This is a genomic window from Acinetobacter sp. D009 (assembly GCF_038562025.1).
GTDB lineage: Bacteria > Pseudomonadota > Gammaproteobacteria > Pseudomonadales > Moraxellaceae > Acinetobacter > Acinetobacter pittii.
In genome coordinates this window covers 2,525,134-2,550,384 of record NZ_CP151886.1, presented here as the reverse complement: position 1 = coordinate 2,550,384, position 25,251 = coordinate 2,525,134, and the positions used below count along the sequence as shown (strand labels likewise).

The following is a 25,251-nucleotide window of genomic DNA, read 5'->3' as shown; positions in this document are numbered from 1 at the left end:
AGTTGGAGATAGTGAATGACTACAGCAATGCAGAACAGAGCTAAACAACTTAAAAATGCAAAACGTGGAGGGTATATCCCGACAATTGCCAAAGACGTAAACAAATATAAGGTACAAAAAATAAAAAGGGCACTTGAGGAGGCCAAGCAGATTGTAAATGAGCTTGAAGATGACGCATTCGAATTCGATGATCAAGTCTCTATGCAAAAAGCGATTGGTGCAATCACAGTGATTGAGTTGATTGAACAAGCCTTAAACGGTGCACACTAACAGGCTTTAGCATACAAACATTCTTTCTCGGACCCCTGAAATAAATGGGGTCAAGGATAAGTTCGTCTTGCAATTTAGCGCTGCTTTAAAGCGTTAGTGTTTTTTATTGACTGTAATAAAGAAAACGAAGGGATTAATAAACATTGAAAACCACAAGCTGGTCAACGTGATGAGTTTTCAAGTTTTACCCTTTAGCGCAGGACAAAGTCATGGAAACAGTTTCTAGCAGTGGGTTAGCCACATTTTTAAATTTTTATAGTATTGCAATTATGGTGGCTTTGGCAGTCAGCTTAGTTGTCGCAGTTGTATTGATGATGCGTTTTCCTCGTTCTCCACAAGAATGGATTGTTGCTCTCATCTGTACAGTAGTTTCAAGCCTGACAGGCGGCTCATTCATTATTATGAAATGGAACCTGCATGAATGGGTATCCGATATTTGGGGAATGATCACCCTATCTGGATTTTTCTTCATCTGTGGTTTACCGGGCTGGGCTATTGTGAGATGGATATTTAACTTCATCAATAAACAAGAAGGTAAAACGATTGTAGAGGTCATTAAAGACCTAAAAAAAGCAAAAGATGATCTCCAAAATAGCTAAAGACAGCTTTAAATATAAAGGTAGAATAAAATGAATATTGATCAATACTTAGAAAAAGTTATCAGCCGAGAAGGCGGATATGTTAACCATCCATCAGATCATGGCCATGCGACTAAATTTGGCATTACAGAAGCAGTCGCTCGATCGAACGGATATCAAGGCAACATGCAAGACTTGCCCTTAAGTGTCGCCAAATCTATTTATAAGCAAAAATACTGGCTTGAACCACAGTTTGACCAGATTAATGCGATTAGCCCAGCTATTGCAGAAGAGTTACTGGATACAGCTATAAATTGTGGCATCAATTTTACAAAGCCTTTATTACAACGTGCTTTAAATCTGCTGAATAAGCAGGGGAAGGAAGGTTGGTCAAATCTTGTGGTAGATGGCCAGTACGGACCTCTTACTTTGCAAGCACTGGCTACGTACTTAAATAGACGTAATAAAGAGGGTGAAAAAGTACTCGTGCGCATTTTAAATATTATGCAAGGGCAGCATTATATTGAAATTACCGAGAACAACCCTAACTACGAAGATTTCTTTTATGGTTGGATATTAAACAGAGTAACACTCTAAAAATGTATTAGAAAAGAATATGTTTAAAGATCTAATGAGTTAAAAAGCCTAACCATGAGTTAAGGCTTTTTAACAAATAATAGGTCGAGCAATGCTTTATTGTGCGATAAGTAAAATGGCAAGTAGAAAGAAAATAGCACCACTAATTTTATTGAGTATCGTGAAATTATTTCCAGCTAACATTTTCTCTTTAAAAATTGAAGAGAAGTTTGCGTAAACTAAATGAATTAAAAAACCAATAAAACAAAAGGTTAAAGAAAGAATTAAAAATTGATTTAAAATCTCTTTCTTGATATCAATAAATTGAGGGAAGAGTGCGATAAAAAATACGATTGTTTTAGGATTAAGCAAAGATGCGAATAGGCCCTGATAAAACAATTTAGATTTACTTACAGCTTTATCTTTTTGTTGATCGGTCATTAACTCTTGGGTTGCAAGTTTTTTAGTAAAGTTTTTATATCCGAGATACATTAAATAAAATGCACCAATAAATTTTAAAACCGTAAAAATAGTAGGGTTACTAGTAATAATAAGTCCTACACCGCTGGCAGAAATTACAGCAATCACAAACATACCAATAATTAAACCACTTATTCCAAACAAAGCAGTTTTAACACCATAGTTAATTGAATTTGTGACAGTAAATAAAACTCCCGGTCCTGGGCTTAATAGGGTAAGAAATGCTATTGTTATAAATACTAAAAGACCGCTCACGCTGATATATCCTATTTATCAATTGAGGCAAGATTGTGCGGTTACTTTAAATGAGAAAATAATCGTTGTATACAGAAGGTTATGTATATTTAAGTCTTACATAGATTAAATATTTAAAATATAGATTTGTATAAATAAATAGGGCATATAAAACTATAAAAGTGAAAGCAACATAAACACACAACGTTAAAAATTGAGCATGTTAGTATACTAAGTCTATACCTCAAGAAATCTATAGTATGACGAAAAATGAACGGCAGTTTAAATCTGGCGAGTTTCAATTTTCCTTTTTAGCGTTTAAATATTGGGGTATATGGTTTTTAGCTTTTATTCTAATGTTATTTGCGATGTTACCTTGGGCTATTCAATGGCGCCTTGCTGACTTACTATCAAAAATAGCGTGGAAATCTTTAAGTTCTCGAAGAAAAACTACACTACGTAATTTACAAGCATGTTTCCCAGAAAAAACACCTTTGCAAATTGAGGCAAAAGCTAAACAGGTTTTTGTTGATACTTTAACGGGTGTATTTGAAGCTTTAAATGCTTGGTATTGCCCAAATTGGTTTAAAAGTCGTGTTCACATAGATGGTTTAGAAAATTTAACCAATAATCAGGAAAATGGCGTACTTTTATTAGGTACCCACAGTACGCTTTTAGATGCAGGTGGAGCGGCGTGTACTTTATTCTTTAATATGGACGTGGTTTACCGACCTCAAAACAATCCGTTTTTAGATTTTCTGATTCATCGTAGTCGTGCGCGAGTGTATAAAAACCAAATTGCTCGAGACAACATGCGTGGACTCATACAAAACCTTAAACATGGGCATGCGATATGGTATAGCCCAGATCAGGATTTTGGCTTAAAACAAGGCGTAATGGCATCATTTTTCGGTATTCAGGCAGCTACCGTTACAGCGCATCGCAGACTAATGGATATCTCAAAAGCAGCAGCCGTGCCTTTATATTTTTACCGTAGTGGTGATATTCGTAATCCGCAATATCATGTTTTAGTAGAACCTAAATTAGAAAATTTCCCGAGTGGCTGTGAAGTCAGTGACGCTGAAAGGGTAAACAAGATTATTGAAAACCAAATTCGCATTGCCCCTACACAATACATGTGGTTTCATCGACGCTTTAAAACACGTCCTGCTGGTGAACAGAAATTCTATTAATGGCGTCAGTAACTCAAGAATTAAAAGTACTTCTTTCAATTAAAATATAGAATATTAGATTTTTAATTGAAAGGATCTTTAATCAAATCAAGATGAAAGATGTTGAGTCAACACTATAAAATTTTTCTTGCTTTAATTATTTTGAATATCGATTGCAAATGATTTTGAAGCGTGTATAGTCGAGCATAACTAACAAAATATTCTTGTCCTCATAAATTTCTATTTCGCAGTTTTATTTATAAGTCTTCGGTTCATTCAGATATTTAAGTTTTCACGTCTATTTTTTTAGTTAAATTGGTTTCCCCCAATAATAAGTTATAATATTTTAAAATTTAGGATAAATATATGTCTACTTCTACTGGTACAGTAAAATGGTTCAATGAAACTAAAGGTTTTGGTTTTATTGCGGCTGATGAAGGTAAGGATATTTTCGCTCATTTTACCGATATTCAAACACAAGGTTTTAAAGTTCTCTTAGAAGGCCAACGTGTTGAGTTTACTGTAGTACAGGGTAAAAAAGGCCCACAAGCTTCAAATATTGTGATTCTTCAGAATTCATAATTTCATAGAGCGACTAGAGTTGTTTTAAATATATTATTTAAATAGAATATGTTTAAGGCTAAAGCGCTTTAGTAGAGATTAAAAACCCACTCTATCTTGTGGGTTTTTTATAAGTTTTAATTAAACTTATCTTTAAAAATAAAAAGCAGAATAAAAATGTGCTCTTAAAAGTGCTTCTAAATTTTTTGTTAAAATATAAGTAATTAGGTGTATGGAACTAAAATGGATATTTGTATTGGCGGTATTTTAGACGGTCAAAAGATAGAAAATCATAATGATGTTTTTAAGATAGAAGAGCACTATTCAGACAATAGCTCTCAGTATGTTAAACAGCATTTCCACCTATTTGGAAAAATATTTACCTTTTGGGTGTGCGAAGATATTGATTTACAACAGGCAATCAGAAAAGCCGAGAGAATTTTAGCGAATAAGAAAGAAACTCTTTAGTTGTTTGAACTAGAACACTTCCGTGCCTTAATTTGGTTTAAAGATTTTCTTATTAAGTAATAGATATTTTTTATATTAGCTTAATAGAATTCGTTACAGAATTTTTTACAATACTCTTGTATATGTTACACAGCTTAACATTTTTTTTGTGGTATTTACTAACAATAGTAATACATTAGGCTTAATCTAAAGTTGTTTTATTTATTGCGCGAATAAAACAAAACCCACTTTAATAATATATCTTATTAAAGTGGGTTCTTTATTCAGACGGTCATCATTAATTCAATATACATAATTAAATTATAGATAATATTTGTTGTTATAAACCTCTCTTAAGAAAGGAAAACATTTTAAATGTTAAGTGCAGTACAACCTAATATTTGTTTTATTGGCAGTAGTAATCTAGCTTTAGCGTTAATAGGAGGGTTGGTTTTAAAAGGATTTAAAAAAGAAAAAATACACCTCATTGAAGAGAAAAAGATTAATGATACAAATGCTTTGAAGCAAAAAGAAAATGGGCTAAAAAAAGCTGAAATTGTTGTTTTGCTACTAGAGCCTAAACAGTTAAAAGAGATACTTATACCGCTAAAAAAATGGTTAGCTAGTAAAATTATAGTTTCTATGATGGCGGGAGTAGATATTGCAAACTTGACTCGTTTTACGGGTTCGAAAAAAATTGTTCGTGTAATTTCAAATCCGCCTGTGCTGACGCATACGGGGACACATGTGCTTATTGCTTCAGAGCAAATGGACCAGCTTGATAAAGACCTAATCGAAATGCTGTACTCTGCAACGGGTCAGACTTTTTGGGCGCCGTCTGAAACGCAGACAGACGCAATTATTGCTTTGTCTGGTTCTGGGCCGGCTTACTTTTTCTATATTTTAGACAGCATGATAAAGACAGGGGTTTCTTTAGGACTTGATAAACAATTTGCTCTAGATTTAGCACTCCAAGCGGCTAGTGGCGCAGTTGAAATGGTCCGTAAAAGTAATGTCCCGCCAGCGGATCTGTGTGGCAAGGTGACCTTGGCTAACGGGATTACCGAATCAGCACTCAGAATGTTTGAGCTAGGAAATGTATCTGATGATATACGTTTAGCTATGAAGGCCGCATATCATCGTAGTAAAGAAATCACTTCAGAAATTATTACTGAGGTGAGTTAAGTATTCTTTAGCAAACTAGGCCTTTAAAAAGTATTCCCAAATAACGAAGCCTAAGCCAAACCCAATAAACGAGTAGAGAGTAATAATAAAGAATACAAAACTGGCCTTATTTTTTTTCTTCAAAATGTTCATGGCGATGCCTCCAATTCAGATTAATTACATTTTGAAGAAGTGAAGGCTGTAATCATAGATACAGAATTTTTTAAAAAAAATATAACAGAGCTATGATCTGTTATATTTTCTAGGTTTTATCTTAATAAGGGTTTTAAAATCAATAAATTAATGAATTGCCTGTACGTGTTTAGCATTTCTATTCGATTAACATTAAATCGGCTGTATTGGCAGATTTGAGAGGGCGTAGGGCAAAGGTCGAACGGGTGTGGCGTATTCCTTTAATTGAATAAAGTTTTTTTCTTAAAAATCGTTCGTAATGGTCAGCATCTTTGACTGCTACTTTAACCAGATAATCATAGTCACCTGTGACGAGATGCGCTTCCACTACTTCAGGTATATCTGCTAATGCTTCACTGAAATTTTCTAGCATTTCGTCATCGTGGCGCTCTAAAGTAATTTCAATAAAAAAGACTTCATGAATGCCAATCGCTTTTTGGTTTACGTTTACCGTATATCCTTCAATAATTTTTAAAGTTTCCAGACGTTTTAGTCGTGTCCAACACGGAGAAGATGAAAGCCCTACTTCTTCGGCCAGTTGAGCTACAGTTAAACGGCCATTTCCACGTAATGCAGATAAAATTTTCCGATCTATACGATCTAGTGTGTATTCTGTTCTGTTCAAAATATAAACCAAAGAAGAATCTTCTGATAAAAATCAATATACTTCATTTTTATGCTGTGAATGTTTAAAAATTTTAAAAAATACAGGAAACATTTTGAGTCAAAGGTACATACACTATTTCTATGCATCGAACCTTTCTGGATAGAGGTTGGGATGGAGCAAAGAGCACTGTTTCAGTAAGGGTGACTAAACAGTGCTCTTTGCGGATTTCTTATTAATCTTTAAATCTATTTTTATTAACTGGCATGACATATCAAAACAAATCAAATAATAACTTTTATTTATCAATTGAAGAAAAACTAATCATTATTTTTTATCTAAATTTTCCTTTAATGTAATTCCATTACAAAGGAGGAGCAAGGTTATGATCACCCAGCATGATATAAATCAAAAACAATATCAAAATAAATCTCTCGACTATTTAAATAGCCAAGCTCATTCTGAAGGTATTGAATTTAATAAATTTATTAATGAAATTCAGAAAATTGAAAAAGCTGTAGTCCTTGATTTAGGCTGTGGTGGTGGGCATGTTTCCTATAATGTTGCTCCGCATGCCGACCTTGTTTTTGCCTACGATTTATCTCATGAAATGTTAGACACTGTGTCTAAGACGGCGAGCCAACGCAAATTAAAAAATATCTTTGTGCAGCAGGGCATTGCTGAGGACATGCCTTTTAGCGATCAGCAGTTTGATGTGGTCATTAGTCGATATTCTGCACATCACTGGCAACATGTTCCGACTGCCATGAAAGAAGTAAACCGCGTGCTTAAGCCAGATGGCATTGTTATTTTTGTAGACATTATTAGTTCTAGCTCGCCTATATTAGATACATTTTTACAGACCATCGAAACGATTCGAGACCCAAGTCATGTACGAAACTATAGTGTGAAAGAGTGGGTCTATTTTATTGAAGATGCAGGCTTTGATTTGGTGGGTTTAGATAAACAAACGCTTTCGTTAGACTTTGATAGTTGGGTAAAGCGCATGAAAACGCCTGAAGATCAAATCAAAACTTTACGTTATTTGCAGGAAGGTTCATCTGACCTTGTTAAGAAGTATTTTAAAATCCAAAATGACGGTAGCTTTGAAAGCCATGTGGGCTATTTTGTCTTTAAGAAATTAGGATTTTAAAGCGCCGAAATGAGTAAGGGTTTTAGTAGATTAGAAATGGATTTAATATCACTAAAACTCTTTTTCCGAATAACTCGAATAATATTAAAGATGGTTATAAAACAAATTTAATATCATTCACTTGATAAAAATTAATCACCCAATTTTATTAAGGTGATTAAGTATTCAAAAGAGAAGGGGTTTTATCCCATTTTCTTTATTATTAATAGACACTTATAAATAATTATTATTTAATACGCCCGCAATATTATCACTAATACTTTTAATAACTTTGTCGGGGAAATAATGCGTAATATTTTAGTAACGATTTTCACTTTATTCTTAGCAACATCAATTTATGCTGCTCAAGAGTCTAGAAATCTTCTAGAGCAAACACAGTGTGAGAAAGCAGTGGAATTGCATGGTTTTTTAAGCCGTGCTCAGCTTGATTGTAATTATCACTATTATTCAGAAGAGTTAAAGGATGCTGCCGCAAAATGTACTAAACATGATCTTGGCGAAAAATACGGTAGAGAGGTTATGAAATTTGGTATGAAGGAATTTGAAGAACGTAAGAAAGCGGATACACAGGGACACTTTTGCCATAAGGTTTTAAAAGAGTTTCCAAAATATATTAAACAATAAAAAATAAGGTTTTAAAAACCTCTTCTAGCAAGCCGATAAAATGGATTTAATTATTCATTTTATCGGTGTATCACTAAATATAATCTACCAATTAAAATAGAAAATAAATCTTAAAAATACACCTAATATCACATTGACACATATAATCGCTCTCATTATTCTCTGCGAAAGAACGGAGGCGGGACGCTTAGTGCGTGCCAGTTCCTAGATGACTGGTCTGTCAACCCACCTCCGTTCTTTCATCATGATTTCATAAATGAATTAATTGTTTTTAAAAGTAGTCTGAATAATATTTATAGCTTTTGAAAAGTTATTAAAAGGAATAGTCTTTTTAGAGAGTTGAGCATTACTACTCAGAAATTTTTCTAAACGTTTATCAAAACTATGTGAAAACTGAATCAACTCTAATGTATTTTTTAGAGTTTCTTTGGGTTTTTTGCGTGTAACTGTAGACTTTAAATAACGTTGTAAAAGCCTTATTGTTCTTAAATAAAAAGGAACTTCCATTTTTAAAATTAAAGAGCATTCAAGAAGTAATGGAAGTAAGCGTTTATCGTAAGCTCCTTCTACAATCCAGCTATCTTGTAAGATAATTTCTTTAATACCCAGTGAGATTGTTTCTTCCGAATTCTTTACAAACTCAGTTCCACTTATATTCCAGTAGATTTCATCAAACCCATAAGTTGAAATCTTTAATTCATCAGCTAATTTCTTAGTGATAGTTGTTTTACCAGCGCCAGAAGGGCCTACAATACAAATTTTCATGGTTTATCTTTTTAAAGGGATATTTCAAAAAAATGGTTATAAATAGAAACTAGACTAAAGTTTATAAGTCACTCATCTGTTTTATCAAAGCTTAATAATTTTATTTTGTACAATAAAAACTCAATTATAATTCCGACTTGAAGGAAATAAACTCATGAAAAAACTTTTACTCATTTGTTTAATCGGTTTGGCAGTTACACAGGTTAATGCTCATTCTGGGGGTACAAACTCTAAAGGATGTCATACGAATAGCAAAACTGGTGACCATCATTGTCATTAAATAAGGGTATGAAAGAGTAAGCTGATTTCTGGTTTACTCTTTTTAATATCTTTAGTTTTATATTTTTTATGAATAATAAGAGGAAAAAGAATGGAAATGATATTGGGAGTATTTGGCTTATTGGTTTTATTTTTAATATTAAGTAAAAAACATAAGAAGAAAAATCTCACTAGTGAAAGATCAATAATCTATTTGGTTGATATTGTTGGGGAGCAATCCTATCAAGCAAATTTAAGAAAGATTGCTGGGCCTAAACAAGAAAAGTCAAAATATGTAGAAGTAATGGCTAGAGTTGTTTCTGAACCTTTTAATGCCTATGACAAGAACGCAGTTAAAATTGAAATTAACGGTTTAACAGTTGGCTATTTAAGTAGAAATGATGCCAAACTATTAGCTGCTAAAGTGATAAATAAGACTGTGCCAGCTTTAATTAATGGTGGTTGGCTTGATAACGATAGTGAAGGTAGCTATGGCGTAAAACTCGGTATTCAAAGTCTTAATGAATTAATATAACGAATTGCATTTTTAAGTTTTACTTAAATTTTAAAATCTAAAAAAATAAAAGCATTCTCTAAGGTATTAATAAATCTTTTTACTCATGTTTTTAAAGCTTTATTTGTAGCCAATATCACATTGACACCTAAAACCCCTCCGATTATCCTTTGCTTGCTGGCCACATTGCCAGTCGGTTTTAGCAGGCCGTATTTACCCAACGCACACGAAAAAGTCTCTCTTTTTTGTGGGCATCCCTACGTGTCTCCCTCTGCGGCGGAACGGGAGGGGGACATCTTCGGATGTGCTGATTTTTGGGTAAATCAGTCTGCTAACCCCTTTTCGTTTCGCCACCATAATCATTTAGCAGTGATGTGGCGAAACTTCTTTATTACCCAAAGGAGTCCGCTATGCGTACTATTTCTTCTTTATTGGCTTTTGCCAAAGTCTCTCTATTCATACCACTCGAGCAATCTATAAAGCGGTTCAATCGACTCTAGGTTTTCTACGCCTTAAGAATCTAAAACACAGCAACTATAAAACTTGAGATAGGTCAGCACGCCATTTTGTGCGGCTTTTGCATGCCTGTTTTTTAGCACTCATTTTAAGAGTGACGGCATTTCTATCTCATTTACATACAACAAAAAATTATTTTAAGCGGTATATCTATGCCAAATTTACAATCTTCCTTTAAAGCATTAAAAGTGCTTCACGTAGCAAAAGACTTATTTAATCAATATGGGTTTCATAAAGTTGGTGTCGACCGAATTATTAGCGAGGCCAAGGTTTCCAAAGCCACTTTTTATAATGCTTTTCACTCAAAAGAACGGCTAATCGAGAGGTGTATCAGTTTCCAAAAAGACACGCTAAAAGACAAAGTGTTTTCCATTCTCTATTCTTACAATGAACTCATGGTGCTGGATAAACTTAAGCAAATTTATTTTTTACATGCGAGTTTAGAAGGGCCATATCATTTACCCTTTAAGGCATTGTTTGAAATTAAAAGAGTCTATCCCAAGGCCTATGGCGTTACGATTGAGTACCGCACTTGGCTCATCAATGAAATTTATAAACTGCTTTTAACCGTCAAAACTACCGCCTCAGTCGAAGACGCTTACATGTTTTTATGCATGATTGACGGGGCGATGTTCCGACTTTTTGAAAAAAATAGCATTGATGAAAGCGCGCTAGTTCGATTGTTTCTTTTTAATCTGTGTCAGTCTAGATAACTCTTAAACGAAAGAAAGCCTCCCAAAAGGAGGCTTTTCTTAGCATTTAATTAAGTGCTTAGCTCAATTACACAGGTTTTGCAGCCTGTGCCATACCTTCAAAATATTGAACCGCAGGCGAGCGAGCCATATAAGCTAAAGCTTGCTCGGTGTCTCCCTCATGAATTGGGTTAAATTTTGGTGAAACCCATCTTAACGTCGCTTTCCACAAAAATTTAATGGTCGGTAAGTTGTCTGAGCGAGTCGCGGTTTTTTCAAATTCACGAATAATTTTAAAGTAGCCACGGCGCATCAATTTTTGAATATCTTCATGCTCTAAATCTTGCTTACCTAAACTACGGGCAAAGTCAGCAAGGAAGTAAATAAACAGTGGGAAAACCGCCGCCATAATCACTTGGCGCGACACATAAAACCCAAACTTGTTTGTCAAAAGGTGCTCAAATAAATCATAAGCAACACAGCGATGTTCAACTTCTTCAGCCAAATGCCAACGGAACAAATCTGCCATAGCAGGGTCAGCTTGGTCCCAAGTCTTACTATCCAGCGTCCACTGACCAATAGTTCCGGTAAAGTGCTCGATTGCAGCAATCACGCCTACTCGGAAAAGTAACCAATATTCATCAAGCTTTTCGCCTTTTAAAAAGGGTATGCCGAGGGGTTTGTCACCCAATAAAATGTTAAAAACAAAATGGGCACGGTTAAGTGTTTCTTGAATGTTGTAACCATTTTCACGTAAGAAGTCCTGTGCTTTTTCATGGGCACGTGCATGAGCAGCTTCTTGACGGACAAATCCAATCACTTCTTGTTTTAATGTTTCATCGGTAATCAAGGGCAGGGTTTTATTAAACACACGGCAAAACCAAAATTCACCAGCGGGCAAGAGCATGTTGATGCCATTGGCGACATGCGAGCATAGAGGATCATTCGGCATCCAACAGACCGATGATTCGGTAAAATCGAAATGGACCTTTCTTGCTTTAAGCTGATGATTCCCTGTGATCATATACGTCACCCTATTCATAATTGTTCATTTAATGCGAATGGACAATTTTTAGCATTAAGTAAAATTGATCACCATGTGCTTAAGGGACAAAATGAGCCTCAAAAAGGTTTATAGAGATAAAAGCAGCTCTGTTAAAGATTGGGTATATTTAACACAACACGAGGGTAAGCTTTTTTATTTTAAATATGAGAAGAATAAAAAAAGCTCCTTAATAAAAAGGAGCTTTGGTTTTAATAATTTAAATTTTTAATTATAAATTTATTTTATTTTAATCTAGCTAAAACTAGCTAGCTTAGAAGTTTAGATCGCTTGCCATTGCTCTTTAACTTCTTCTGAATTTTTATTCAGAATAACTTGGTCTTCTTTTACCTCCCCAATCCATCCAGTAGGAATGAGGTGATGTTGACCACTTTCGTCTCGGGTGAGTTTTAACTGGTTTTCACCATCGAGATGATCGACAGTACCTACTTTAGTACCACAAGAAGCAATAACATCTGCGTGTTTTTTAATATCATTAATATTTAAAGTGTTCATTTTAGACCTCTTCTTTGGAAATAGAAAAACGGTAAGAACTAAACTACTTTAAATAATCGATTAAATGTTGAGTTTTTAATAAACCTTACATGATCGGATTATAAGTTCACTTAATCGTGATATTTGAGTAACAATGAAATAATTAGATATAAAACTAATAATATTTTTCTTTTTATTACAATTTATATGTTTATCTAAACAGAAATCTTTAGTTATGGTTGGGTTAAGTCTTATAAATAATTATTTGCAATGAATATTAAAATACCTATAAACATGACGATACTGAGCAGTCTGAGTGAATTTGAAGCTGCCCTAGCTGAAGATAAAAGTAAGCTTCGTATAAATTTACTTTTTCAGCTTGTAAATTTAACTCAAAATTTGCCTCATCCAGCTTCGGGTCAAACCTATCAACGTTGGCAACTTTTTGCGCAGATTGCTGGAGTTGATTTAAGTCTAGCTAAGCTTTTTGAGTCTCATTGTGATGCTTTAAGCATTTTAAATGAATTGGGTTATCAGCAAGAAATAGATGACCAGACTTGGGCAGTTTGGGCAGCAGACGGTGGACCAGCACCATTGCAAATAAAAGACAATCTTTGTAATGGCATAAAACCTTGGTGCTCTGGTGCTGAATTCATTCAAAAAGCTTTAATAAGTTATAAAGATCAGCAAGGGCTGCCGCAGCTTTGTATTGTCGACTTAAGTCATCCATCCATTACAACCGATTTAAGCCACTGGCACGCCGTAGGCATGCATGCGACACAGACTGCGCAAGTAACTTTTAAAAATACACCTGTTAAATTGATTGGTCAGCCAAATAGTTATTTAAAACGCCCAGGTTTTTGGCATGGTGCAGCAGGTGTAGCGGCCTGTTGGTATGGTGCCGCCGTGCGTCTAGCTAACTTTTTGCAAGAAAGCTGTCAGGCAAATCCGAATCCTTATAAAAAATTGTATTTAGGTGAGGTCGCTCAGCAGCTAGAAATCACTAAGCAGTATTTTCAATATGTGGCCAAGCTCATAGACCATAAACCAACGCTAAGTCATGAGCGGGAAATACGCATATTACGTGCCCAAACAGAACAATGCTGCCTGAGCGTTATTGAGCGAGTAGGGAAAGCCTTGGGTGCTCGTCCTTTTTGTGAAGATGCGACATTTGCTCAGCTCATGGCTGATCTGCCTGTGTTTATTAGGCAAAGTCATGCTGCTTTTGACTATGAACAAATTGCAGAACTCTGTGTGTCGGAGCAAAGCCTATGGGAACTTTAAAACATCCTTTGGTCGAAGACCGCGTTATTTTTGGTGAGGGTACGGCCAAAGAGCAATGGTTACAGGCATTTCAAGAGCATCCATTAGCGCCTTTAGATCTTGAGCTATTTCGCTCAAAAAGAGTGGTAATTATCGCTCCACATCCGGATGATGAAGTGCTTGGCTGTGGTGGCTTAATGCAACAGCTTATTGCACTGAACTGCAAGATTTTGGTGTTAGCAGTAAGTAACGGCACCCAAAGTCATCCTCACTCTACAAAATATCCTCCAGATCAGCTCAATATTCTTCGCCCACAAGAAAGCTTAGCGGCCTTAAATTGTTTAGAGGTAACAGAGTCAACCGAGCGTGTAGAGCTTAATTTGTTAGATGGTCAGATCCATTTGCAAACCGATCAACTGTGGCAGAGTTTAGACAAGTTAGTTCAAGCCGACGATATTCTGATTTGTAGCTATGAATTTGATGGTCACCCAGACCATGAAGCAGTAGGTAAAACCGTACAAGCCTATGCAACCGCTAAGCAACTACTCTGTTTACACGTATTAATTTGGGCTTGGCATTGGGCAGAGCCTTTAGACCCACGCATTGATTGGCACCGAGCAAAAGCATTTTCCTTAACACAAGAACAGCTAACTAAAAAACATCAAGCAATTTTGCAGTTTAAAACCCAACTAGAAGCAGATGAAAGCACGGGGAATGCCGCAGTGCTATCTCCAAGTGCGATTAATCGTCTTTTAATGCCTTATGAGGTTTATTTGAGTGATTCATTCTCGCGTGTACTTTGAAGATTTATATCGTCATAACAGTGACCCATGGGGCTATGACTTTCATTGGTATGAAGCTCGTAAAAGACAAATTTGTCTCGCGCTGCTGACAAAACCCCGCTACCCAAAAGTGTTAGAAGTGGGTTGTTCAAATGGACATTTAAGTTTTCATTTGGCACAAAGAGCAGAGGAGTTAGTGTGTATAGACGTCTCTGAGCGTGCTGTTCGTTTAGCTTCCGCGCGTTTAAAAGAATTTGAGCATGTGGTGGTTGAGAACAGGAAAATACCCGAAGACTACTACATTCAAAAATTTGATCTGATTTTAATTAGTGAGATGGCCTATTACTTATCCAAGGATGAATTGCATCAGTTTATTGAAAAGTTAAAGCTTAGTTTAAATGATGATGGCGAGATTCTGTGTTGTCACTGGCGTCATGAAATTCAAGATTTTGAGTTAGACGCTGAGCAAGTCCATCAAGCATTTCAGCAACATTTTCCATTTCATCATTACCTCAGCTTAAACGACCCAGACTTTATGATTGATCTGTGGACGGTGAACACCTCCTCTTTAGCGCAGCAGGAAAAACTAAGATGAAAATAGGTATCGTTATTCCAGCGCATAACGAAGAGCACTATCTATCGGCCTGCCTGCAATCTATTCAGGTCGCCATAGATAACATCGGCGGTTATGAGGTAGAAGTGCTTGTTGTACTTGATAGCTGTACAGATCAGTCGCGGTTGATTGTCCAAAGCCATCAAATCAACTGGATTGAATGTAACTATGCATGTGTCGGCAAGGCGAGGGATTTAGGAATCCGTCATTTAATCGGGCGTGATGTAACTTGGATTGCATGTACCGATGCAGACACCGTGGTGAGTCCAGATTGGCTGCGTTATCAAATCCAGCATCAACCCACAGATGCAATTTGCGGTACTGTAACGCTAGACGATTTTAGTCATCTCTCTATAACGAAACAGCAAAAATATTTAGCGCACTATAAAGATCAGATGGACCACGAGCATATTCACGGGGCAAATTTAAGTTTTAGTGCAGAGGTCTATCTGTTGGTTGGTGGCTTTGAGCCTATTTCATGTCATGAAGACGTGTCTTTAATCAAAAAATTGATCAAGCATTGTTGCAATATTACTTGGAGTAATCTAGTTCGAGTAACTACAAGTAGTCGCTTAAATGGACGCGCACCTCAAGGATTATCGTATTTTTTAAATAATCTCTAATGACCTAAATCATCACTTCGTCCAATATTGAAATATTCTTTAAATTTTTAGGGTCATATTTAATATTAATAATACTACCGACTTTATATTTATAGTGATCTTGCTTAGAAATAAGCACCTTTAGATTTTCAGTAATGACTTGGCCTTGCTCAGTTTGAAATTTCAATTTGACATAACATAAAGGGCGATATTGCACCTTAGCTAATGAGTCTTGAAAATATACGACCTCGGCAGAAGCAAACTTTCCTCGTTTATAAATTAAAAATCTTTGAACCTGACTTTTAAGAAAAAAGGTCCAAGTAATATAGATAAACAATAAGCTGAACCAGACTGTTCCAATAAAAGTCAAAAAATCAGAAAATTTCACTCACTCAAACCAGAATTATTCGTTTAACGTCTTATTCTAAATGAACTGATAAGCCTGATCTAGTTTATATAATTGGTCTAAAACATAAGCAAATGAAGCTTTAAAATTAACGGATCATAATTAAATTTGGGCAGGGTATATAACTTAGTTGTTGTATTTATGACTACATATGTAAACAAACCTTATGAGAAACGTTCTTAACCCCTAAAATTCTACAAAAGAAATTTTAAAGGTGTATAGGTTTGGATTTTTTAAATTTTTTCCGTGATATTCGGGGTGAGTTAAGTCAATATCCTTGGCTAGAAATGTTGGTTTCACTCACGATTTTGATTTTATTTGCTGCAATAGCAAATTTTATTGCCAAACGCATTATTGTTCGGGGCGTTCGACATTTAGTCACAAAACTCAAATCACCAAATCAGTCTATTTTTGCTCAGCATAGCGTTATAAAGAAATTTGCAAATATTGTTCCTGCCGTTGTGATTATGAACGGTATTGCAACGGTTCCTCATCTATCTCCGAAGTTTATTGCTTTTGTAGAGATGGCTGCGCAAGCATTCATTTTTCTTACACTCGCGCTTACGGTTAGCGAGCTGTTAAATATCTTTAATCTTATTTATCAGCGTAATCCAAAATCTAGAAACAAACCGATTAAAGGTTACTTGCAACTGGTTAAACTCATTTTATTTGTTGTCTGTGGCCTCATGATTTTGGGAACATTCCTTAAAAAGGATGTGTTCACTTTACTCGCTGGTTTTGGTGCAATGGCAGCGGTATTAATGCTGGTTTTCCAAAACACTATTCTGTCTTTGGTGGCGAGTGTACAAATTGCCTCTTATGACATGGTGCGTATTGGCGACTGGATTGAAATGCCATCACTCAATGCAGATGGTGATGTAATTGATATTTCACTGCATACCGTGACTGTTCAAAACTTCGATAAAACCTATACCACCATTCCGACCAATAAGCTCGTGACCGATACATTTAAAAACTGGCGTGGTATGAGCAATTCGGGTTGCCGTCGAATGAAGCGTTCACTTTTTATCGATCAAAGTAGCGTTCATTTCATGAGTGATGAAGAGCAACAAAAGCTCAAAGACTTTTTATTGCTAGATCAATACTTAAATGCAAAGAATTCTGAAATTGAAGAATTCAATAAGCATTTAAGCAATCAATCTCGTTACAACAAGCGCCGTCTAACCAATATTGGTACATTTAGAGCCTATGTTGAATTTTACTTACGTCAGCACAAGGGCATTGCTCAAAATCAAACTATTATTGTTCGTCAGTTACAACCGACAAGCCAAGGTTTGCCACTAGAGATTTATGCATTTACCAACACGATTGCGTGGGTTTCTTATGAGGCAATTCAGTCAGATATTTTTGACCATTTAATTGCGATTCTTCCCGAGTTTGGTTTACGTGTTTACCAAGCACCTTCGGGTCATGACTTGCAAAGATTGACGGCAGAAATTCACCCAAGTTAAGTTTTTAAGCTGTAAATAACAGCGCATAAACTATTTGGAAAAAGCTCCCAGACGGGGGCTTTTTTACTCATACTCTTCACAAAAGATTATCCTGCAAACCAAATATTCTGATGATCACACATGGGACTCAAATGTTTAATGCGTAGATTGTCTTGCTCAAAATTACCAATACCTCCAGCAATATCTAATATGCCCCCTAAGCCGATCTGCTGACCTTTATAACTTAAAGTGCTTTTTTCAGCATCCCACTGAGCGCTATGTTCTGGAAAGACAATGAGTATATCTTTCACATAAAGACATCCTTGCTTTAACTCTAAGTTTCCTTTTAAGCGTGCTGAACCAGAGAAACCATCGTACTGATAGGCTGGGAGTTTCACAGCATTGGTACTGTCGTTTGCTTCTTGCGGGTGGCATCCTGCAACAAGGGCAAATACAACCGTGTAAAGCAATTTATTATTAATACCCAATTTTGTTCCTATAGGGATTTGCATATATTTGATAGTAATTGTCTAAAGTTGCATATCAATCTTTAGATTGTTAAAGAAGATTTCATTCTATTACCGCTCGAACTTAAGATTTAAAGACTAAACTTTCTTATTCATGGGCTTATAAAACTTTGGATTATTATATTTTATTTATTTATATATTGTTATCTTTTTCATGAGTGATTTGAGGCATGATATGGCGGGTCATCCACCAAAATAATAATGCCAGAAGGCTAACACCTGCACCGAGTGCACATACACCAAGCCAACCAGCATAAGCATAAGTCGCTGTTGTGCTGATTGCACCCAATCCACTACCTACCGCATAAAAGAGCATGTATAGACCAACAAGACGGCTATGCGCTTCTGGACGAGTACGAAAAATCATACTCTGGTTGGTCACATGCAAAGCTTGCCCGCCCAAGTCTAGCAATACGATGCCAATCATGAGTGCCCAGAGCGAATAGGACATGAGTGAAAGTGGACCCCAAGCGAGCAGTAATATTAAGAGTGCTGCCAAGCTTGTGCGCTGAGCATATCCACGGTCGGCCCAGTAACCCGCACGTGCAGCAGCCAAAGCACCAATCATTCCAACGAGTCCAAAAGACCCAATTACAGTATGCGAGAAGCTATAAGGCGGGGCACTTAACGGCAGTACTAATGCGCTCCAAAAAATATTAAATGCGGCGAACATGAGTAAAGCTAACACACCGCGCACTTGTAGCACTTTTTCTTGGCGCAGTAGATTGAGCATAGAAGCCAGAAGCTGCGGGTAGCGCATGGCACTAGGTTGAATATTTAAATGAGGGAGGCGTTTCCAAAGGGGTAATGCAATCATGAGCATGATGATGGCTGCGCAAAAGTACACGCCGCGCCAACCCGCTACATCACTAATTCCTCCTGAAAATACACGAGCAAGCAGTAAACCAATGAACACACCACTTTGTGCAGTACCGACCACATGTCCTTGCTCATGTGAGAGAGCAGCACTCGCAGCGTAAGCAATAAGCCCTTGAGTCATGGCTGTGCCGAGTAAACCTACGGCAAGCATTCCTGCTAAAAGAACAATTGTAGAATGTGCAAAGGAAACCACGAGCAATGCCGAGATTAAAGCCAATAACTGAATAGCCATTAATTTACGCCGATTGACAAGGTCACCCAACGGCACTAAAAAGATTAAGGCTAGGGCACAACCTATTTGAGTGGCTGTCACCACACCACCAATAGCGGCATGACTAACATTAAAGTCCTTGGCCAATATGTCGAGTAAAGGCTGCGCATAATAGACATTTGCTACGCTTGCACCACTTGCAATAGCAAACAGCAAAATTACGCCACGAGGCATGCTTGAAAGCGGTTTATCGTTTTTAGCGAGTGAAGTTGAAGATGCAAGAGAAGCTTTCATGGGCCTAAATCCATTCAATCTAGTTTTAAAATGCAACTAGTTGAATGTTAAGTCTACTAGTTTTAAAATGCAACTAGATGACTTGTTGCTGATGATTGGTAAGGAAACTCGATGACGAACTCTACATTGCTAAAAGACGAACCTTGTCCTGTTGCGCGCTGCGTCAATCTGATAGGAGACCGCTGGTCACTGCTCATTGTGCGTGATGCTTTTGATGGAATGCGCCGTTTTGGAGATTTTCAGCGCAGCTTAGGTGTTGCGCGGAATATTCTCTCTGACCGACTAAAAAAATTAGTCGATGCTGGTGTTCTTGAAATGCAAGACGCTTCGGATGGCACGGCTTATCAGGAATATGTGTTAACCGCTAAAGGGGAGAGTTTATTCCCAGTCGTTGTAGCTTTACGACAATGGGGAGAACAGAACCTATTTGAAAGTGGTGAGCGCCATTCTCTGTTAATTGATAAAACTACAGGACAACAAATTCCATTTATGGCGCCAGTCGCGGCAGATGGAACAGTGTTGAGGGCTTCTAATACTCAAGTGCAAAAGGTGAAATAAAATAAGACAAAACAAAAATAACCTTTTTTAACTTAAATTTGGGCAGATTAGTTGGTACTCTTGCGCGTCAAATTAAGGTGAGATTATGAGATTTATATTCCTCTTTATAAGCGCAATTTCAATTCAATGTTATGCAGCATCAGAAGCTATGGAACTTCATTACTGTGAAACTGTGAAGAAAGCAGCGAATGGGGTAATGGATGCTAGACAACATGAAGTGCCCGCTAAAGAGTTACATGACATCGCCAATCATCTTGAAGAGCAACAAGCTAAACAACTTTATCAAGAGCTTATCAAATCTGCATATTCTTCAAAGCTATTTGAAGATCCTCTCATTAAGTCAAAAGCTGTCGAAAATTTTCAAACCACATGGCATGAACAATGTTTGGCAAAAGAATTAGCTAAAAATATTTGAGGGTGTCGGGGAAATGGCTAACTAACCGATACTGAAAACCACCGAATTAGCTTCTAAACATCATTTTGGCGAGTTTGGAAGTTGCTTAAACGTTGGAATCGATTTTTAACCCAGAAAACTTAATGAAACTAGATTTACTAGTTCGTAAGCCCGATGATTTGAGTACGGTTAAAAAGTTTACTGAGAAGTGCAAAAGCTAATCTGGTTTATCTTTGGCTCTTAAATAATTAGGAGGAAAATTATCCAAAGTAAATCTTAAGTTCTGTAACCTATTGTATTATTATGTAGTTAACAGAAACTTGGCCCGATTGAATGTATACACCGTATAGTATGCATTACGATAGCTGTTAACACTTTGTTAAGTACAACTCTTGCAATTTAAGTGTAAGTTGTGTATTGACGTCAGCACATCTAGTGGATATATTTGCGGATAACCCTATTAACATAAGTTAACTAGGGTATTTTATTATATAAATATTTATGGTTTTTTTGCTAACTTATTGAATACTAGTTTATTTATGTAAGTTAATGTCCATATTGAGAAAGTGTTTCAAAGGTAAAGGTATGTCATCTATCCCATTGGTAGAGGTGGTTTTTGAAGTTAGGTTTAAGCCTCAAAGTAATTTTGCCACAGAATTGCTTATAGCTATAAATCAACAATTTAATAATCACTTAAACATTATTCAAACGGATGGCTTGCAATTTCCTGCTGAATTAAAAAAACAGCAACATGAATTCTACTATGTGCCTTCTTACCGAGTTAATTTTTCTAACTTTTCATTGTTAATTTCTGATGGTTCATTTGTGGTATTGAAAAATACTTTTGATGTTGAATATGAAGGGTGGGATATTTTTAAGAATATACCTAAACAAATTCTTAATATCTTAAAATTTAAAAATAAAATTGCTGATATTGAGCGTTATTCAATAAAATACACTAACTTAATACAAGATCATTTGAACTTTAAGAACTTAAACCTAGCTTTATCAATTGGTTCAACGAAGCTTGATGGACAGACAAAATTCTCTTTAAAAACTGAAGAACAAGAGGATGAGGTTATTATCATCAATGAAGTTTCTTCACACGTTGAAATGGAAATTTTTAACGATATAACTAAAAACAAAAAAAAGCTTTTTGGTGTATTATTGGTAATTGACATTATTAACAATAGGGGTGTAAAAAATATTAGTGAAGTAGATAAGGAGTTTGTAGAAACTTTGGAAAAACTTCATGATATAGCAACTAAAAAATATACAAATATTTATAATCAAGAATAAAGGAGAGGAATTATGAGCAATCTTAGAATGAGTGTTTCAGTCGCTCCAACATTAACTGGAGTGATTTTTGCTACCGCATTGGGAAGCTTTTCCATGACTTCTCATGCCAGTCAAATGCCGTTAAGCCCTCCAGAGTTAACGCTGAAAACGGAAAATCTGGGCTTTAGTTTTACCTCACAAACTTTTTCCTCTGTTGATGTGAAAGCTTTGGAAAGTAGCCAGAATTTGGATCATATGATGGTTAATTTATTTGAGAAAATTGCTAAAGATGCAAAGCCTTTGGAAGAAGATTTTGCTAAACTTCTCTCTGAAAACTTTATTGATTTATTTTGATTTAATTTTGCGTAGGGTCTCAGAGTGAGTGTTGCTGAAAATATTAATGAATTATTGCCTAGTTATTTAAGTGATGCGACAAGAGAAAAACTAGAAATAGCTTTAAAAGATTTTTCAGTAAGTGGAAAAATAACTCAAGACCCTTTTACTTCCTATAAAAATACTTTTTTTTTACAAGGCGATATAATAAGGAATGTTCCTTTTCCCTATTGGAATACTAATGAATTTAAGTCAGTATTCGCTCCTCGATGTATTATTTTAAGCAATACATGTGACATAGATGTTGCTAACTCAAGAAGTATACCCATTGACTGTTTATTAGCTCCAATTTTTAGTGTAGAAAAATATGAAAAATTATTGCAAAAAAATGGATACAGCCAAGAGCGCATAGAACAATTTATTCTTAATTTAAAAAAGTATAAGATAACTAATTTGTTTTATTTACCTATTAATGAAGATTGTGAATACGAGCCTCATGGTAAAGGATATATAGTTGCGCTTGATAAAACATTTTCATTACCTAGAAATTTATTGAATATTGATCAACATTTAAAGTCATTAAACCAGTTCTTTTCATATTTGTTTACTTTCCAATTATCTATAAATTTATGTCGATTTCATGATAAAGTTGATCGTGATTTAAATGTATGCCATTGAATAATTTATTAATGGTATATTGGGTCAGAAAATTGTCCAAAGAATACCATCCATTCAGCTTGAGATAGTAGATTTAACACTTATATTAAAAAAAGATATTTTGGGCGAAGATAGTTAAGTTTTCTCAAGATTTAAAAAGTGAGATAGATAATTAGAGTCATTTTTTGAAGATATGATTTAATAAGAGTTAATTGAATGAATAATCAGCTTAATTTAAGAACTTTATCTTACTAAGTAGAAGAATAAAAAAGCACCCTAGGGTGCTTTAGCCAACCGATTTACTGCTGCTTGAATAATATCAGGTAGAAGCTCTTTTTTCGGACCTTCTCGGTCAGCAATAATTTTTACAATATTCTCACTATTTAGAATCCAACAATTACTTGGAATGAATTGGATCTGAGGTTTTCCATCAAAATGATTAATAGTTATAAACATCCTTTTAAACTGCACCATTCTTGTAATCACTGCTCTTACAATCTCTTCTTCATTAAATTCTGGGCTGTCGGGTGTTACTCCTCCTAACCGAGTGATCTCTCTATGTAAGCTCCAGTAGTGGTCTATGATTTTATTGCAGATTTCTGATTCTATTAAATCAAAAGAAGAGGGCTTATCAGTTTGGATAGATACCTCATTTTTTTCTGTTGAGTATGATGTGGGTGCACCACACTTAGGACATGCATAAGCAAGATTGCTAAATTTTTTCTTACATTCTTTACAATTAATTAAGGCCATTTTTTTCTTTCTATAAAGTGGTTCTAGAACCTATAAATTTACTTTGAAATAGTTTCAGATTAATTTTCTTGGTTATGTCAGAATAATTTTAAATATGAGTTATTAAGATCCATTAGATAAGAAATAGTCGGGCGTAGCTTATTTTTTCTAATTGAGAACCAATAAAAAACCACCTAACTCTTTCGAATTAAGTGGTTTTTAAATTTTGGAGCGGGAAACGAGACTCGAACTCGCGACCCCAACCTTGGCAAGGTTATGCTCTACCAACTGAGCTATTCCCGCAATGTGAGCACATTATAGAGTGTTTCACTAAAGTGTCAACACTCTTGTGATTTAATTGAACATTTAATCAGCACGACGCCAAACTGTACCTTGACGTGTATCTTCTAATACAACGCCTTGGTCGAGTAAAGACTGGCGAATACCATCTGCTTTAGCAAAATCTTTTGCTTTTTTCGCATCTACACGTTGTTGAATAAAATCTTCAATTTCAGCATCAGACAAAGCAAGCGCTTCTTGTCCAATATCTGATTTTAAGAAAGCATCTACATCGTGTTGTACCAAACCTAAAATGTTGGTGAGGTGACGTAATGTCGAATAAAGCACAGTCGCTTGGTCAGCTTGCTCTTCTTTTACAGCACGGTTTAACTCTTTGTTCAGTTCAAACAATACAGCCATTGCTTCAGCAGTATTGAAGTCATCACACATTGCATTGTTAAAACGTTCAATAAAGCTTTGATCAAGCGTTTCAGTTGTCGTTTGACCGTACACTTGTTGGTAAGCTTTAAATGAATGATAGAAGCGAGTTAAAGAAGTTTTTGCTTCTTTAAGTGCTACATCAGAGAAGTTCACAGGACTACGATAGTGTGAAGACACAATAAAGTAGCGGATCACTTCAGGGTGGAATTTCTCCATCACGTCACGAATCGTAAAGAAGTTGCCTAAAGACTTAGACATCTTTTCACCATCAACGTTAATGAAGCCAACATGCATCCAATAGTTTACATATTGCTCACCAGTCGAAGCTTCACTTTGCGCAATTTCATTTTCATGGTGCGGGAACATTAAATCTGAACCACCACCATGAATGTCAAAGTGATTGCCTAGGCAGCAAGTCGACATTGCAGAACATTCAATGTGCCAACCCGGACGGCCATTACCCCAAGGAGATGCCCAAGACGGTTCATTTTCTTTTGCATGTTTCCAAAGTACAAAGTCAAACGGATGTTTCTTTTCAACTTCTACGTCAACACGCTCACTTGCGCCAGCTTGCATGTCATCAAGCTTACGGCCAGAGAGGCGACCATATTTCTCAAATTTGGTGACTTCAAAATAAACATCACCATTTGCAGCAGGGTAAGCCGAGCCTTTATTGACCAGATTGCCAATCATGTTTTGCATCTGATCAATATATTCAGTCGCTTTAGGTGCTTCATCAGGTGCAGCACAGCCTAAATTGGCTGCATCTTCGTTCATTGCATCGATGAAACGAGTGGTGAGTTGTTGGATTGTTTCACCATTTTCATTCGCACGTTTAATGATTTTGTCGTCAATGTCGGTAATGTTGCGAATGTAGCGAACATTCCAGCCCTGACTACGTAAGAAACGAATAATATAGTCAAATGCAACCATAACTCGAGCATGCCCGATATGACAGTAGTCGTAAACGGTCATACCGCAGACGTACATATCGATGTGACCTTCTTTGCGAGGTACAAATTCAACTTTTTTTCGTTGCTCAGAGTTATATAAAACAAACGGTTGCATAAGGGTTTTCAAACACTCAACAAAAACAGTGTTACATCATAACTGATGCATCATTTTTCACAAAGGTTTATGCAAGAATTTTATAAGCTTGTGAAATCTTATACATTTAAAAACGTGTAGATGATTGAGTTATGTTAGAATGCCCC

At 35.9% G+C, this 25,251-nt stretch carries 32 protein-coding genes and 1 tRNA gene; 21 read left to right on the top strand and 12 right to left on the bottom strand.

The genetic code is table 11. The features are described 5' to 3' along the window. The first annotated feature begins 15 nt into the window (after nt 1–15). The 3 genes from AAC388_RS12155 to AAC388_RS12145 all read left to right on the top strand — a co-directional run bounded on the left by AAC388_RS12155 (nt 16) and on the right by AAC388_RS12145 (nt 1,445). On the top strand, nt 16–270 hold the full coding sequence (locus AAC388_RS12155; protein WP_002119927.1) for a hypothetical protein: 255 nt from the start codon (nt 16–18) through the stop codon (nt 268–270). 209 nt (nt 271–479) lie between these two features. Continuing rightward, nucleotides 480–869, top strand: coding sequence for a hypothetical protein (locus AAC388_RS12150; RefSeq protein WP_002119864.1), 390 nt, complete (start codon nt 480–482; stop codon nt 867–869). A 30-nt stretch (nt 870–899) separates the two neighbouring features. Next, nucleotides 900–1,445 (top strand): glycosyl hydrolase 108 family protein, encoded by a 546-nt coding sequence (locus tag AAC388_RS12145; protein ID WP_032056598.1) that lies wholly within the window; start codon nt 900–902, stop codon nt 1,443–1,445. Between the two features lie 96 nt (nt 1,446–1,541). On the opposite strand, the gene AAC388_RS12140 is transcribed toward AAC388_RS12145, so the two are convergent. Next, nucleotides 1,542–2,159: a LysE family translocator gene (locus AAC388_RS12140; RefSeq protein WP_017399418.1), complete on the bottom strand. Its 618-nt coding sequence runs from the start codon at nt 2,157–2,159 to the stop codon at nt 1,542–1,544. Between the two features lie 239 nt (nt 2,160–2,398). Between AAC388_RS12140 and AAC388_RS12135 the strand changes: the two genes are divergently transcribed. The 4 genes from AAC388_RS12135 to AAC388_RS12120 all read left to right on the top strand — a co-directional run bounded on the left by AAC388_RS12135 (nt 2,399) and on the right by AAC388_RS12120 (nt 5,503). Continuing rightward, complete coding sequence (locus AAC388_RS12135; RefSeq protein WP_032056596.1) at nt 2,399–3,331, top strand: lauroyl acyltransferase; 933 nt, start codon at nt 2,399–2,401, stop codon at nt 3,329–3,331. 345 nt (nt 3,332–3,676) lie between these two features. Beyond that, a complete protein-coding gene (locus AAC388_RS12130) occupies nt 3,677–3,892 on the top strand; it encodes a cold-shock protein (protein WP_005070223.1) in 216 nt (71 codons plus the stop codon). A 222-nt stretch (nt 3,893–4,114) separates the two neighbouring features. Beyond that, the gene (locus AAC388_RS12125; protein WP_002117453.1) at nt 4,115–4,339 is read left to right on the top strand and encodes a hypothetical protein; all 225 of its coding nucleotides are present in this window, start codon (nt 4,115–4,117) and stop codon (nt 4,337–4,339) included. Nucleotides 4,340–4,693: 354 nt separating this feature from the next. Then, nucleotides 4,694–5,503, top strand: coding sequence for a pyrroline-5-carboxylate reductase dimerization domain-containing protein (locus tag AAC388_RS12120; RefSeq protein ID WP_202745447.1), 810 nt, complete (start codon nt 4,694–4,696; stop codon nt 5,501–5,503). Nucleotides 5,504–5,518: 15 nt separating this feature from the next. On the opposite strand, the gene AAC388_RS12115 is transcribed toward AAC388_RS12120, so the two are convergent. Further along, the gene (locus AAC388_RS12115; RefSeq protein WP_002117441.1) at nt 5,519–5,635 is read right to left on the bottom strand and encodes a hypothetical protein; all 117 of its coding nucleotides are present in this window, start codon (nt 5,633–5,635) and stop codon (nt 5,519–5,521) included. A gap of 178 nt (nt 5,636–5,813) precedes the next feature. After that, the gene (locus AAC388_RS12110; protein ID WP_031944142.1) at nt 5,814–6,299 is read right to left on the bottom strand and encodes an Lrp/AsnC family transcriptional regulator; all 486 of its coding nucleotides are present in this window, start codon (nt 6,297–6,299) and stop codon (nt 5,814–5,816) included. A 364-nt stretch (nt 6,300–6,663) separates the two neighbouring features. On the opposite strand from AAC388_RS12110, the gene AAC388_RS12105 reads away from it, so the two are divergent. Both AAC388_RS12105 and AAC388_RS12100 read left to right on the top strand, forming a co-directional pair. Beyond that, nucleotides 6,664–7,431 carry a class I SAM-dependent methyltransferase gene (locus AAC388_RS12105; RefSeq protein WP_002117457.1) on the top strand — a complete coding sequence of 256 codons (768 nt, stop codon included), beginning with the start codon at nt 6,664–6,666 and terminating at the stop codon, nt 7,429–7,431. A gap of 285 nt (nt 7,432–7,716) precedes the next feature. Beyond that, nucleotides 7,717–8,055, top strand: a complete 339-nt coding sequence (locus AAC388_RS12100) for a hypothetical protein (protein WP_002117449.1) — start codon at nt 7,717–7,719, stop codon at nt 8,053–8,055. A gap of 261 nt (nt 8,056–8,316) precedes the next feature. Here AAC388_RS12100 and AAC388_RS12095 read toward each other — a convergent pair whose 3' ends face one another. Further along, nucleotides 8,317–8,820: an AAA family ATPase gene (locus AAC388_RS12095; protein WP_078224249.1), complete on the bottom strand. Its 504-nt coding sequence runs from the start codon at nt 8,818–8,820 to the stop codon at nt 8,317–8,319. Between the two features lie 370 nt (nt 8,821–9,190). On the opposite strand from AAC388_RS12095, the gene AAC388_RS12090 reads away from it, so the two are divergent. Next, nucleotides 9,191–9,613, top strand: a complete 423-nt coding sequence (locus AAC388_RS12090) for a hypothetical protein (RefSeq protein WP_078224248.1) — start codon at nt 9,191–9,193, stop codon at nt 9,611–9,613. Nucleotides 9,614–10,260: 647 nt separating this feature from the next. Further along, nucleotides 10,261–10,821, top strand: coding sequence for a TetR/AcrR family transcriptional regulator (locus AAC388_RS12085; protein ID WP_078224247.1), 561 nt, complete (start codon nt 10,261–10,263; stop codon nt 10,819–10,821). 67 nt (nt 10,822–10,888) lie between these two features. On the opposite strand, the gene AAC388_RS12080 is transcribed toward AAC388_RS12085, so the two are convergent. After that, a complete protein-coding gene (locus AAC388_RS12080) occupies nt 10,889–11,824 on the bottom strand; it encodes a metal-dependent hydrolase (RefSeq protein WP_068528747.1) in 936 nt (311 codons plus the stop codon). A gap of 300 nt (nt 11,825–12,124) precedes the next feature. Then, nucleotides 12,125–12,358, bottom strand: a complete 234-nt coding sequence (locus tag AAC388_RS12075) for a DUF2171 domain-containing protein (protein ID WP_032063456.1) — start codon at nt 12,356–12,358, stop codon at nt 12,125–12,127. Nucleotides 12,359–12,607: 249 nt separating this feature from the next. On the opposite strand from AAC388_RS12075, the gene AAC388_RS12070 reads away from it, so the two are divergent. From AAC388_RS12070 to AAC388_RS12055, 4 genes are read left to right on the top strand one after another with little or no spacing between them, the layout of a single operon-like run. Then, on the top strand, nt 12,608–13,621 hold the full coding sequence (locus tag AAC388_RS12070; RefSeq protein WP_068528750.1) for an acyl-CoA dehydrogenase family protein: 1,014 nt from the start codon (nt 12,608–12,610) through the stop codon (nt 13,619–13,621). Then, nucleotides 13,609–14,403 carry a PIG-L family deacetylase gene (locus tag AAC388_RS12065; protein WP_342370689.1) on the top strand — a complete coding sequence of 265 codons (795 nt, stop codon included), beginning with the start codon at nt 13,609–13,611 and terminating at the stop codon, nt 14,401–14,403. The genes AAC388_RS12070 and AAC388_RS12065 overlap by 13 nt, the downstream gene beginning before the upstream one ends. Then, nucleotides 14,378–14,977, top strand: coding sequence for a class I SAM-dependent methyltransferase (locus AAC388_RS12060; RefSeq protein WP_075382622.1), 600 nt, complete (start codon nt 14,378–14,380; stop codon nt 14,975–14,977). Before AAC388_RS12065 ends, AAC388_RS12060 begins: the two co-directional genes overlap by 26 nt. Next, complete coding sequence (locus AAC388_RS12055) at nt 14,974–15,618, top strand: glycosyltransferase family A protein (RefSeq protein WP_311082800.1); 645 nt, start codon at nt 14,974–14,976, stop codon at nt 15,616–15,618. The genes AAC388_RS12060 and AAC388_RS12055 overlap by 4 nt, the downstream gene beginning before the upstream one ends. Nucleotides 15,619–15,622: 4 nt before the next feature. Here the strand turns inward: AAC388_RS12055 and AAC388_RS12050 are convergent, their stop codons facing one another. Continuing rightward, nucleotides 15,623–15,985: a DUF3592 domain-containing protein gene (locus AAC388_RS12050; RefSeq protein ID WP_342370688.1), complete on the bottom strand. Its 363-nt coding sequence runs from the start codon at nt 15,983–15,985 to the stop codon at nt 15,623–15,625. 242 nt (nt 15,986–16,227) lie between these two features. On the opposite strand from AAC388_RS12050, the gene AAC388_RS12045 reads away from it, so the two are divergent. Further along, nucleotides 16,228–17,475 (top strand): mechanosensitive ion channel domain-containing protein, encoded by a 1,248-nt coding sequence (locus AAC388_RS12045; RefSeq protein ID WP_005070199.1) that lies wholly within the window; start codon nt 16,228–16,230, stop codon nt 17,473–17,475. Nucleotides 17,476–17,561: 86 nt separating this feature from the next. Here the strand turns inward: AAC388_RS12045 and AAC388_RS12040 are convergent, their stop codons facing one another. Both AAC388_RS12040 and AAC388_RS12035 read right to left on the bottom strand, forming a co-directional pair. Continuing rightward, the gene (locus AAC388_RS12040) at nt 17,562–17,966 is read right to left on the bottom strand and encodes a hypothetical protein (protein WP_101663752.1); all 405 of its coding nucleotides are present in this window, start codon (nt 17,964–17,966) and stop codon (nt 17,562–17,564) included. 148 nt (nt 17,967–18,114) lie between these two features. Then, nucleotides 18,115–19,365, bottom strand: a complete 1,251-nt coding sequence (locus tag AAC388_RS12035) for an MFS transporter (protein ID WP_342370687.1) — start codon at nt 19,363–19,365, stop codon at nt 18,115–18,117. Nucleotides 19,366–19,476: 111 nt separating this feature from the next. Between AAC388_RS12035 and AAC388_RS12030 the strand changes: the two genes are divergently transcribed. From AAC388_RS12030 to AAC388_RS12010, 5 genes are all read left to right on the top strand, one after another. Beyond that, nucleotides 19,477–19,923 carry a helix-turn-helix domain-containing protein gene (locus AAC388_RS12030; RefSeq protein WP_342370686.1) on the top strand — a complete coding sequence of 149 codons (447 nt, stop codon included), beginning with the start codon at nt 19,477–19,479 and terminating at the stop codon, nt 19,921–19,923. 85 nt (nt 19,924–20,008) lie between these two features. Further along, on the top strand, nt 20,009–20,338 hold the full coding sequence (locus AAC388_RS12025) for a hypothetical protein (protein WP_342370685.1): 330 nt from the start codon (nt 20,009–20,011) through the stop codon (nt 20,336–20,338). A gap of 564 nt (nt 20,339–20,902) precedes the next feature. Beyond that, the gene (locus AAC388_RS12020; protein ID WP_342370684.1) at nt 20,903–21,616 is read left to right on the top strand and encodes a TIGR04255 family protein; all 714 of its coding nucleotides are present in this window, start codon (nt 20,903–20,905) and stop codon (nt 21,614–21,616) included. 12 nt (nt 21,617–21,628) lie between these two features. Further along, nucleotides 21,629–21,949 (top strand): hypothetical protein, encoded by a 321-nt coding sequence (locus AAC388_RS12015; protein ID WP_342370683.1) that lies wholly within the window; start codon nt 21,629–21,631, stop codon nt 21,947–21,949. 24 nt (nt 21,950–21,973) lie between these two features. Beyond that, a complete protein-coding gene (locus AAC388_RS12010; RefSeq protein WP_342370682.1) occupies nt 21,974–22,606 on the top strand; it encodes a hypothetical protein in 633 nt (210 codons plus the stop codon). A gap of 255 nt (nt 22,607–22,861) precedes the next feature. Here the strand turns inward: AAC388_RS12010 and AAC388_RS12005 are convergent, their stop codons facing one another. The 3 genes from AAC388_RS12005 to cysS form a co-directional block, all read right to left on the bottom strand. Next, nucleotides 22,862–23,338, bottom strand: a complete 477-nt coding sequence (locus AAC388_RS12005) for a hypothetical protein (protein ID WP_342370681.1) — start codon at nt 23,336–23,338, stop codon at nt 22,862–22,864. 206 nt (nt 23,339–23,544) lie between these two features. Beyond that, nucleotides 23,545–23,620 (bottom strand) — tRNA-Gly (locus tag AAC388_RS12000). A 63-nt stretch (nt 23,621–23,683) separates the two neighbouring features. After that, nucleotides 23,684–25,105, bottom strand: a complete 1,422-nt coding sequence (gene cysS / locus AAC388_RS11995; protein ID WP_342370680.1) for a cysteine--tRNA ligase — start codon at nt 25,103–25,105, stop codon at nt 23,684–23,686. Between the last annotated feature and the right edge of the window lie 146 nt (nt 25,106–25,251).

Bases quoted from the DNA above. Each gene is read 5' to 3' on its own strand.
- AAC388_RS12100 (WP_002117449.1), top strand. From the start codon at position 7,717: ATGCGTAATATTTTAGTAACGATTTTCACTTTATTCTTAGCAACATCA.
- AAC388_RS12150 (WP_002119864.1), top strand. From the start codon at position 480: ATGGAAACAGTTTCTAGCAGTGGGTTAGCCACATTTTTAAATTTTTAT.
- AAC388_RS12145 (WP_032056598.1), top strand. From the start codon at position 900: ATGAATATTGATCAATACTTAGAAAAAGTTATCAGCCGAGAAGGCGGA.
- AAC388_RS12055 (WP_311082800.1), top strand. From the start codon at position 14,974: ATGAAAATAGGTATCGTTATTCCAGCGCATAACGAAGAGCACTATCTA.
- AAC388_RS12080 (WP_068528747.1), bottom strand. From the start codon at position 11,824: ATGATCACAGGGAATCATCAGCTTAAAGCAAGAAAGGTCCATTTCGAT.
- AAC388_RS12085 (WP_078224247.1), top strand. From the start codon at position 10,261: ATGCCAAATTTACAATCTTCCTTTAAAGCATTAAAAGTGCTTCACGTA.
- AAC388_RS12015 (WP_342370683.1), top strand. From the start codon at position 21,629: ATGAGCAATCTTAGAATGAGTGTTTCAGTCGCTCCAACATTAACTGGA.
- AAC388_RS12005 (WP_342370681.1), bottom strand. From the start codon at position 23,338: ATGGCCTTAATTAATTGTAAAGAATGTAAGAAAAAATTTAGCAATCTT.
- AAC388_RS12115 (WP_002117441.1), bottom strand. From the start codon at position 5,635: ATGAACATTTTGAAGAAAAAAAATAAGGCCAGTTTTGTATTCTTTATT.
- AAC388_RS12105 (WP_002117457.1), top strand. From the start codon at position 6,664: ATGATCACCCAGCATGATATAAATCAAAAACAATATCAAAATAAATCT.
- AAC388_RS12095 (WP_078224249.1), bottom strand. From the start codon at position 8,820: ATGAAAATTTGTATTGTAGGCCCTTCTGGCGCTGGTAAAACAACTATC.
- AAC388_RS12035 (WP_342370687.1), bottom strand. From the start codon at position 19,365: ATGAAAGCTTCTCTTGCATCTTCAACTTCACTCGCTAAAAACGATAAA.
- AAC388_RS12135 (WP_032056596.1), top strand. From the start codon at position 2,399: ATGACGAAAAATGAACGGCAGTTTAAATCTGGCGAGTTTCAATTTTCC.
- AAC388_RS12030 (WP_342370686.1), top strand. From the start codon at position 19,477: ATGACGAACTCTACATTGCTAAAAGACGAACCTTGTCCTGTTGCGCGC.
- AAC388_RS12075 (WP_032063456.1), bottom strand. From the start codon at position 12,358: ATGAACACTTTAAATATTAATGATATTAAAAAACACGCAGATGTTATT.
- AAC388_RS12070 (WP_068528750.1), top strand. From the start codon at position 12,608: ATGAATATTAAAATACCTATAAACATGACGATACTGAGCAGTCTGAGT.
- AAC388_RS12130 (WP_005070223.1), top strand. From the start codon at position 3,677: ATGTCTACTTCTACTGGTACAGTAAAATGGTTCAATGAAACTAAAGGT.
- AAC388_RS12020 (WP_342370684.1), top strand. From the start codon at position 20,903: ATGTCATCTATCCCATTGGTAGAGGTGGTTTTTGAAGTTAGGTTTAAG.
- AAC388_RS12025 (WP_342370685.1), top strand. From the start codon at position 20,009: ATGAGATTTATATTCCTCTTTATAAGCGCAATTTCAATTCAATGTTAT.
- AAC388_RS12155 (WP_002119927.1), top strand. From the start codon at position 16: ATGACTACAGCAATGCAGAACAGAGCTAAACAACTTAAAAATGCAAAA.
- AAC388_RS12065 (WP_342370689.1), top strand. From the start codon at position 13,609: ATGGGAACTTTAAAACATCCTTTGGTCGAAGACCGCGTTATTTTTGGT.
- AAC388_RS12120 (WP_202745447.1), top strand. From the start codon at position 4,694: ATGTTAAGTGCAGTACAACCTAATATTTGTTTTATTGGCAGTAGTAAT.
- AAC388_RS12090 (WP_078224248.1), top strand. From the start codon at position 9,191: ATGGAAATGATATTGGGAGTATTTGGCTTATTGGTTTTATTTTTAATA.
- AAC388_RS12040 (WP_101663752.1), bottom strand. From the start codon at position 17,966: ATGCAAATCCCTATAGGAACAAAATTGGGTATTAATAATAAATTGCTT.
- AAC388_RS12125 (WP_002117453.1), top strand. From the start codon at position 4,115: ATGGATATTTGTATTGGCGGTATTTTAGACGGTCAAAAGATAGAAAAT.
- cysS (WP_342370680.1), bottom strand. From the start codon at position 25,105: ATGCAACCGTTTGTTTTATATAACTCTGAGCAACGAAAAAAAGTTGAA.